Origin of the sequence: Frateuria sp. (assembly GCF_035695185.1) — a bacterium.
Lineage (GTDB): Bacteria > Pseudomonadota > Gammaproteobacteria > Xanthomonadales > Rhodanobacteraceae > Frateuria_A.
This window is the reverse complement of sequence record NZ_DASSES010000156.1, coordinates 1-8,621: the sequence shown is the minus strand read 5'-3', so window position 1 is coordinate 8,621 and position 8,621 is coordinate 1. Positions and strand designations below refer to the sequence as shown.

Genomic DNA, 8,621 nt, shown 5'->3' with positions numbered 1-8,621 from the left:
TGGCCACCCACGCGCAGGCGGTGACGGTGCCCAACATCCAGAAGATCACCGCCGAATACTTCAACGTGCGCCTGCAGGACCTGCTGTCCAAGCGACGCGTGCGCTCGCTGGCGCGGCCGCGGCAGATCGCCATGGCGCTGTCCAAGGAATTGACCGAGCACAGCCTGCCCGAAATCGGCGAGGCCTTCGGCGGGCGCGACCACACCACCGTGCTGCATGCCTGCCGCACGATCCGCAAATTGTGCGAGACCGACGCGCGCATGCGGCAGGACTGGGAGCAACTGATCCGCGTGCTGACGGGATAAGTGCTTGAAAAGGGCTAGTCGAAGCTGTGGATAATAGGTGGATGCTTTGGGGCACGGATTTATCCACAATCGACCCACAGCGGGCGAGCCCGGTTAGACACATGCGGAGCTGATCGCAAGTTATTGTTCTCAATGGATAATTTGGAAAATTTAAGTTATCCACCGCCTCTACAACAACCACCAGCCTTCTTTTAAAAAACAGAGCAACAGCCAGGGGAAGCCCACACATGCAATTCAGCATCCAACGAGAAGCCTTGCTCAAGCCGCTGCAGCAGGTGGTGGGCGTGGTCGAACGGCGGCAGACGCTGCCGGTTCTGGCCAACCTGCTGGTGAAGGTCGGCGATGGCCGGGTATCACTGACGGGTACCGATCTGGAAGTGGAGATGGTCGCCACCACGCCGGCGGACCAGCTGGGCGATGGCGAGATCACCATTCCGGCGCGCAAGCTGTTCGACATCGTACGGGCGCTGCCCGATGGCGTGCGTATCGACCTGAAGCTCAATGGCGACCGCGTGGCGCTCAATGCCGGCCGCAGTCGTTTCACCCTGGCCACGCTGCCGGCCAGCGAGTTCCCGACCATCGACGAGATCGAGCTGGTCGAGCGCGTCAGCCTGCCCGAGGAAGTGCTGCGCGATCTGATGGAGCGCACCGCGTTCGCGATGGCCAACCAGGATGTGCGCTACTACTTGAATGGCATGTTGCTGGATCTGCAGGAACACACCCTGCGCTGCGTGGCCACCGATGGTCATCGCCTGGCCCTCAAGGAAACCAAGCTGGAAAGCAAGGTGGCGGCGCGTCGGCAGATCATCATCCCGCGCAAGGGCGTGAACGAGCTGATCGGCCTGTTCGAGACCGGCGACGGGCAGGTCGAACTGGAGTTCGGGCGTAACCACCTGCGCGTGCGCCGTGGGGATGTGGTGTTCACGTCCAAGCTGATCGACGGTCGTTTTCCGGACTACGAAGCGGTGATACCGCTGGGCGCCGACAAGCGGGCGTCGCTGGACCGGGAAGTGTTGCGCGGCGCCCTGCAGCGCGCGGCGATTCTGTCGAACGAGAAGTACCGCGGGGTGAAGCTCGAGCTCTCGCCCGGCAAGCTGCGGATCGTGGCGCACAACCCGGAGCAGGAAGAGGCGGTGGAAGAGGTCGAAGCCGACACCGGGGTGTCCGATCTCGCCGTCGGGTTCAACGTGGGCTACCTGCTCGATGCGCTGGCTGCGCTCAAGGGCGAGCGCGCCCGGCTCAACCTGCGCGACGCGCAGTCCAGCTGCCTGGTGCAGGAAGACGATAGCGAGCAGTCGCGCCACGTGATCATGCCGTTGCGGCTGTAACGCATGCAGCTTGGACGACGTCGGGTCGCCCCCAACGCCGGAGCCGTCGAGAGACGCTCCGGCGTTGTTCGTTCGGGACACGCCAGTGAGATTTGAGCGGCTGCGCATCCAGGGGCTGCGTTGCCTGGCGGACGTCTCGATCGAGTTGTCCGAGGGCATCCACGTGTTCGTCGGTCCGAACGGTGCAGGGAAGACCAGCGTGCTGGAGGCCGCCTACCTGTTGTCGCACGGGCGGTCGTTCCGGAGCGGTGCGCGTGAGGCGCTCTTGCAACGCGGCAGCTCGTTGTTGTCCGTGTTTGCGGAGGTGCGTGCTGGCGCGGACGTGCGACGACGACTGGGCCTGGGCCGTGAGGGCTCGCGCTGGGAGGCCCGGCTGGACGGCGGGGACGTACCGCTGGGTGTGCTGGTGCAGGCCTGTGCCGTCGTGTGCTTCGAGCCCGGGTCGCACGCACTGATCGCGGGTGCCGCGGAGGAGCGGCGACGCTTCCTCGACTGGGGCGTGTTCCACGTGGAACACGCTTTCCTGACGGCCTGGCGCCGGTACCAGCGCGCCCTGAAGCAGCGCAACGCGTTGCTTCGTGCAGGAACCTCCGGCCCGGATGAGGTGTTCGTCCCCTGGGAGCGTGAGCTCGGCGAGATGGGCGGCACCATCGATGCCTATCGTCGGGCATACCTCGACCGGTTCTCTGCCGCCCTCTCAATGAGCGCGGGCTACCTGCTGCCCGAGCTCGGCCCGGTCACTCTGCGCTATCGCCGAGGCTGGGCGGAGGAGGAGGGGTTGTCCGACGTGCTGGCAGAGCAGCGGGGCAGGGATCTGGCAAGAGGTCACACGACGGTTGGTGCGCACCGCGCGGATTGGGCACTGGCGTTCGAGCACGCCCCGTTTCGCGAGCACCTGTCCCGCGGCCAGGAAAAGCTGACGGCCCTGTCCTGTCTGTTGGCACAGGCCGAGTTGCACGCGGCATGCCGTGGGGAATGGCCCATCGTGTGTCTCGATGACCTGGCGTCGGAGCTCGACCTGGCGCACCAGGCTGCGGTGGTCGAACGTCTGGCTGCCGCAGGTGCCCAGGTGCTGGTTACAGGCACCGAGTGTCCGGTGCCCCTTCAGTCGCGCCCGCACCGCATGTTCCACGTGGAACAGGGGCAAATCCGCCCTCTGCTATAATTGTTCGATGGCTTTTCCCACCCGGCGTCCGCCGGTCGGTGGGGTGGCGCGGCAACGGGCAGGGCATGAACGCATCCTACGATTCGAGCAACATCAAGGTTCTCAAAGGCCTGGAAGCGGTGCGCAAGCGCCCGGGCATGTACATCGGCGACACGGATGACGGGACCGGCCTGCACCACATGGTGTTCGAGGTCGTCGACAACGCGATCGACGAAGCCTTGGCCGGGTATTGCGACCACGTCACGGTCACCATCCTGGATGATGGCTCGGTCAGCGTCAGCGACAACGGGCGCGGCATTCCCGTCGACATCCACCCGGAAGAGGGTCGTTCCACCGCTGAGGTGGTGATGACTGTGCTGCATGCAGGCGGCAAGTTCGACGCCAATTCGTACAAGGTGTCCGGCGGTCTGCATGGCGTGGGCGTCTCGGTGGTCAACGCGCTGTCCTCCCATCTGTGGCTGACCATCCATCGCGATGGGCGGGAATACCAGCAGGAATACTCGCTGGGCGAACCGCTCTATGCGCTGAAGGACGCCGGCGAGTCCAGCCGTCGCGGGACCACCGTGCGCTTCCTGCCGAGTACGGAAACGTTCTCCAACATCGAGTTCCACTACGACATCCTGGCCAAGCGCCTGCGTGAGCTCGCCTTCCTGAACTCGGGCGTCACCATCGACCTCAAGGACGAGCGCGGCGAGGGGCGTCACGATACGTATGCCTACGAGGGCGGCATCCGCTCCTTCGTACAGCATCTGGCGCAGCTGAAGACCGCGCTGCACCCAAACGTGATCAGCCTGTCGGCCGAGCAGGACGGCATCACCGTGGAACTGGCGATGCAGTGGACGGACTCCTACCAGGAGACGATGTTCTGCTTCACCAACAACATCCCGCAGCGGGACGGCGGCACCCACCTGACCGGCTTCCGCGCGGCACTGACCCGCTCACTGCAGAACTACATCGAGAAGGAAGGCCTGGCCAAGAACGCCAAGGTCACCCTTTCCGGTGATGACATGCGCGAGGGCCTGATCGCGGTGCTGTCGGTCAAGGTCCCGGATCCGAAGTTCTCCTCCCAGACCAAGGACAAGCTGGTCTCCTCGGAGGTCAAGACGGCGGTCGAGCAGGCGGTCAACGAAAAGCTCGGTGAGTTCCTGCTGGAACACCCCAATGAGGCCAAGGCGATCGCCTCCAAGGTGGTCGACGCTGCCCGTGCCCGCGAGGCGGCGCGCAAGGCGCGAGAGATGACCCGCCGCAAGGGTGCGCTGGACATTGCCGGCCTGCCCGGCAAGCTGGCCGATTGCCAGGAGAAGGACCCGGCGTTGTGCGAACTGTTCCTGGTCGAGGGCGACTCGGCCGGCGGCTCGGCCAAGCAGGGTCGCAACCGCAAGACCCAGGCGGTACTGCCGCTGAAGGGCAAGATCCTCAACGTCGAGAAGGCGCGCTTCGACAAGATGCTGTCCTCGGCCGAGGTCGGCACCCTGATCACCGCGCTGGGCACCGGCATCGGCAAGGAGGAGTACAACCCGGACAAGCTGCGCTACCACCACATCATCATCATGACCGACGCGGACGTGGACGGTTCGCACATCCGCACGCTGCTGCTGACCTTCTTCTATCGCCAGATGCCCGAGCTGATCGAGCGCGGCCACGTCTATATCGGCCTGCCGCCGCTGTACAAGCTCAAGCAGGGCAAGCAGGAGCTGTACCTGAAGGATGACGCGGCGCTCAATGCCTACCTGATCTCGAGCGCGGTGGACGGCGCCGAGCTGGTGGCCGACCCGCACGCGCCGGCGATCACCGGCGAGCGGCTGGAGAAACTGCTGCGCGATTACCAGACCGCCCTGGACCAGATCGAGCGCCTGGGCCACCGGTTCGACGCCAACGTGCTCTCGGCCATGCTCGAACACCCGCCGATCGAGCCCGCGCTGTGGGCGGATGGGGCGGCCATGCAAGCCTGGCTGGATGCGCTGTCCGGGCGCCTGGCAGCCAGTGGCCTGGGCAAGCCGCGTTACCGGCTCGCCTTGCGGCCGTCGCACGAGCAGCAGCCGGCGGCGATCGAGGTCGTCCGCGAACAGCACGGTCTGTCGCACACCTGGTTGCTGCCGCAGCCGTTCTTCGCCACCGCGGAGTTCCGTCCGATCCTGACCATCAGCCAGCAGCTGGCCGGCCTGATCCAGCCCGAGGCGGTGGTGCGCCGGGGCAACGCCTCGCGCGGCACCGTCTCCTTCGCCGAGGCACGCACCTGGTTGCTGGACGAGGCCAAGAAGGGCCGCAGTATCCAGCGCTTCAAGGGCCTGGGCGAAATGAACCCGGAACAGCTGTGGGAAACCACGGTCAACCCGGAGACCCGCCGCATGCTGCAGGTCGGCATCGAGGACGCCATCGCCGCGGACCAGATGTTCTCCATGCTGATGGGCGAAGCGGTCGAGCCGCGCCGCGACTTCATCGAGGCGAACGCGCTCAAGGTCGCCAACCTGGACATCTGACCCTCCGAACACTGCCACTCCGGTGGCAGTGTTTTTTTACGCCACGTACTGATGCATTAGTACGCTGTAAAAGGCGCGTCGGGCGGCGACGCGACACATGGGCGGCGGCGGTAGTTCCCCTCCATGACAGGAATTTGCCGGGAATTTCGCGCCCGGCGTGGCACCGTCGCCGCAAGTTATTGATTTGCATGAAGCTTCCATGCGGCAGTGCGACTTGTTATCGCCTGCCTGCTCGCGGTACGCTCAACGATCCCCCGCACTGCTTGTGCGAAAAACCTTACATGAGGACTGCCATGAAGCATGCTCCCTTCCTCAAGCTGTTGAGCGGCGCCGCACTGGCGCTTGCGCTGGTCAGCAGCCCGGCGATTGCCAGCCGTCATGGCGACCAGGGATCCAAGGACAAGAAGCAGGTGCTCTATCCTGATGCCACCCGCAAGGAGCCGAAGCTGGACCTGACCAGCGAGAAGGAGCAGAAGAAGCTCAACGAGGGCCTCGATGCGGTCAATGCGGGCGACAAGGACCAGGCGATGCAGCTGCTGCAGCCGATCGTCCAGGACGAGCACAGCAGCAAGTACGGCAAGTCGCTCGCGCTGCAGGGCATCGCCAACCTGAAGTACAACGACAACGACCTGAAGGGCGCGATCGCCGCGCTGAAGCAGTCGCTGGACATCGGCGTGATGCCGAATGACACCTACTTCCAGCTGCAGTACGAACTGGCCCAGTTCTACCTGGCGGACGAGCAGTACCAGCAGGCCGTCGACACCGTCGAGAAATGGCGTGCCGAGGGCAAGCGCGAGACACCCGAGTCCTACGCGCTCGAGGGCAATGCCTACTATCGCCTCCAGAAATACCCCGAAGCGATCGCCGCGATGAAGAAGGCGCTGTCGATGACCGACAAGCCGGAAAGCTCGTGGAACCAGATCCTGATGGCGTCCTACGCCGAGTCCGGCCAGGCCGACCAGGCCGCCCAGCTTGCCCAGCAGCAGCTGGCCGCCAACCCCAACGATGCGACCGCGATGAACAACGCCGTCGCGGTGCTGATGCAGGCGCAGAAGTACCCCGAAGCCATCGACCTGATGGAAAAAGTGCGCGCCAGCGGGAACATGAAGGACGAGAAGCAGTACGTGAACCTGGCCAAGCTCTACCTGGTCACCGGGCAGAACAGCGACGATCCCAGGCCCACCGCCAAGAAGGCCGTCGCGGTGCTCGAGGACGGCATGGCCAAGGGCGTGGTCACCTCCAGCTACGACAACGTCAAGTTGCTCGGCGACGCCGCCTACATCGCGGGCGACGAAGGCAAGGCCATCGCCAGCTACAAGAAGGCGATTCCGATGGCGAGCGACGGTGAGGCTGCCGTACGCGCCGGCCAGTTGCTGCTGAACCAGCAGAAGTACAGCGAGGCCAAGACGCTCATCCAGCAGGGCATCGACAAGGGCGTGCAACACAAGGGCACGGCCTACATGATCCTGGCCGAGGCCGAGCGTGGTCTCAAGAACAAGCCGGGTGCCATCGCCGCGATGAAGAAGGCGGCACAGGACCCCGACACCGCAGCCAAAGCGAAGGCCTGGCTGAAGCAGGCAGGAGCCGGCAAGTAAGGGCTGCTGGCGCACGCACCCGCGGGGCCGGATGGACGTCCATTTGCCGGCCTCACGGGTGCTATACAAACGCCATGGCCTGTTGTACCGTTGAGAACCCTTTTCCCGCGCAATGTCCAGTGGCAGATGTCACCCTGTGGGGTCGAGATTTGCCGTTCGATGCTGCGACCGCGCCTTTCCGATTGACTAGCTCCAGAAAGTGACAGATGGCCTCGAGTAACGAAGAAACCGGCCGCGCGCCGTTCAGTTGGAGGCGCACCTGGGCGTTGGCTGTTGCCATCGCGCTGCACTCGTTTGCATTCCTGCTGCTGATCGCGCCGCCGGCGCCTCCGAAGCAGGAGCAGGCGAAGAAAGAGCGCATCGTCCAGGTGAACTTCATCGAGCCGCCGCCGCCCCCGCCGCCGCCGCCGCCGCCGCCGCCGGAACCGCCGAAGCAGCCGCCGCCGAAGATCATCCAGCAGGTGACGCCGCCGCCGACCCCGCCGCCGCCGGCGCCGCCGCCGGCCGTGGAAGAGGCGACGACCAACCCGATCCCGGCGCCACCGCCGGCGCCGCCCGCGCCGCCGGCACCGCCCGCCGACATCACGGCGAGCGTCGACATCACGTACAAGAACCGCAATCCGCCTCGGTACCCGCCGCAGGCAATTCGCCAGCGCCATGAAGGCACCACCACCCTGTTGATCCTGGTGGGCGTGGACGGTTCGGCCAAGGACGTCAAGGTCGAAACATCCAGCGGCTATCGCGAACTGGACCGCGCGGCGATCGAAGCGGCCCGGAGGTGGAAGTTTAATCCGGCCACCAAGAACGGTCGTCCCGCCGAGGGCTACGTCCGCGTTCCCGTCGCCTTTAGCCTCAGCCAGTTGTAATTGCGGTTACAGTCAACCAGTCCACGCCTGACATCTCTAAAAGGTAGCGTCATGATGTTCCTACAAACTGCACCAGCCCAGGGCAGCACCTCCAACGCCGAAGCCATGAAGCACATGGGTTTCGGGGACCTGATCCACAACTTCGACGCGCTCGGCTGGATCGTGTTCGTCACGCTCGTGGTGATGTCCTTCGCTTCCTGGTACTTCATCATCGCCAACGCGATCCGCAACGCGATGGTCCGCTCGCGCGCCGAGAAGGTCATCGCCAACTTCTGGAACACCGCTTCCACCCAGGAAGCCATTCGTGAGCTGGAAGCCCAGCCCAAGGGCGAACCGTTCTCGAAGATCGCGCTGGACGCCGCCTCGGCGGTGGCCCACCACCAGCAGGCCTCGGCCAATGGCGGCCGCCTGGCCGAGTCGCTGAGCCGCTCGGAGTTCATCGACCGCGCCCTGCGCCAGGCCGTCGCCCGCGAGAGCCTGCGCCTGGAAGGCGGCATGACGCTGCTTGCGACCGTCGGTTCCTCGGCCCCGTTCATCGGTCTGCTCGGTACCGTGTGGGGCATCTACCACGCGCTGATCAAGATCTCCGCGTCGGGCAATGCCTCGATGGAAGCGGTTGCCGGCCCGGTGGGCGAGGCGCTGATCATGACCGCGTTCGGTCTGTTCACCGCGATCCCGGCCGTGCTCGCGTACAACTTCTTCAACCGCTCGAACCGCATGACCTACGCGCAGTTCGACGAGTTCGCGCACGACCTGCACGACTTCTTCGCCACCGGTTCGCGTGTCGAAGGCGTGGCGCCGACGCAGAAGTGAGGGCTTGACCCATGGCAATGAGTACCGGAGGCAATTCCGGCGGCCCGATGTCGGAGATCAACGTCACGC

General features: G+C 65.1%; 7 protein-coding genes. All 7 read left to right on the top strand.

The genetic code is table 11. From position 1 onward, the window contains the following. The coding region (locus VFH59_RS12705; RefSeq protein WP_325165272.1) for a helix-turn-helix domain-containing protein at nt 1-305 on the top strand (305 nt) is incomplete at its 5' end. A 227-nt stretch (nt 306-532) separates the two neighbouring features. Then, nucleotides 533-1,633 carry a DNA polymerase III subunit beta gene (gene dnaN, locus VFH59_RS12700; protein ID WP_325165271.1) on the top strand — a complete coding sequence of 367 codons (1,101 nt, stop codon included), beginning with the start codon at nt 533-535 and terminating at the stop codon, nt 1,631-1,633. An 85-nt stretch (nt 1,634-1,718) separates the two neighbouring features. After that, the gene (recF, locus tag VFH59_RS12695) at nt 1,719-2,798 is read left to right on the top strand and encodes a DNA replication/repair protein RecF (RefSeq protein ID WP_325165270.1); all 1,080 of its coding nucleotides are present in this window, start codon (nt 1,719-1,721) and stop codon (nt 2,796-2,798) included. A gap of 65 nt (nt 2,799-2,863) precedes the next feature. Further along, nucleotides 2,864-5,278, top strand: a complete 2,415-nt coding sequence (gyrB, locus tag VFH59_RS12690) for a DNA topoisomerase (ATP-hydrolyzing) subunit B (protein ID WP_325165269.1) — start codon at nt 2,864-2,866, stop codon at nt 5,276-5,278. A gap of 293 nt (nt 5,279-5,571) precedes the next feature. After that, the gene (locus tag VFH59_RS12685) at nt 5,572-6,873 is read left to right on the top strand and encodes a tetratricopeptide repeat protein (protein WP_325165268.1); all 1,302 of its coding nucleotides are present in this window, start codon (nt 5,572-5,574) and stop codon (nt 6,871-6,873) included. A 206-nt stretch (nt 6,874-7,079) separates the two neighbouring features. Continuing rightward, nucleotides 7,080-7,739, top strand: coding sequence for an energy transducer TonB (locus tag VFH59_RS12680; RefSeq protein WP_325165267.1), 660 nt, complete (start codon nt 7,080-7,082; stop codon nt 7,737-7,739). A 54-nt stretch (nt 7,740-7,793) separates the two neighbouring features. Next, on the top strand, nt 7,794-8,552 hold the full coding sequence (locus VFH59_RS12675; protein WP_325165273.1) for a MotA/TolQ/ExbB proton channel family protein: 759 nt from the start codon (nt 7,794-7,796) through the stop codon (nt 8,550-8,552). The last annotated feature ends 69 nt before the right edge of the window (nt 8,553-8,621 follow it).

Coding starts and splice junctions, on each gene's coding strand:
- VFH59_RS12680 (WP_325165267.1), top strand. CDS start 7,080: ATGGCCTCGAGTAACGAAGAAACCGGCCGCGCGCCGTTCAGTTGGAGG.
- VFH59_RS12685 (WP_325165268.1), top strand. CDS start 5,572: ATGAAGCATGCTCCCTTCCTCAAGCTGTTGAGCGGCGCCGCACTGGCG.
- gyrB (WP_325165269.1), top strand. CDS start 2,864: ATGAACGCATCCTACGATTCGAGCAACATCAAGGTTCTCAAAGGCCTG.
- dnaN (WP_325165271.1), top strand. CDS start 533: ATGCAATTCAGCATCCAACGAGAAGCCTTGCTCAAGCCGCTGCAGCAG.
- VFH59_RS12675 (WP_325165273.1), top strand. CDS start 7,794: ATGTTCCTACAAACTGCACCAGCCCAGGGCAGCACCTCCAACGCCGAA.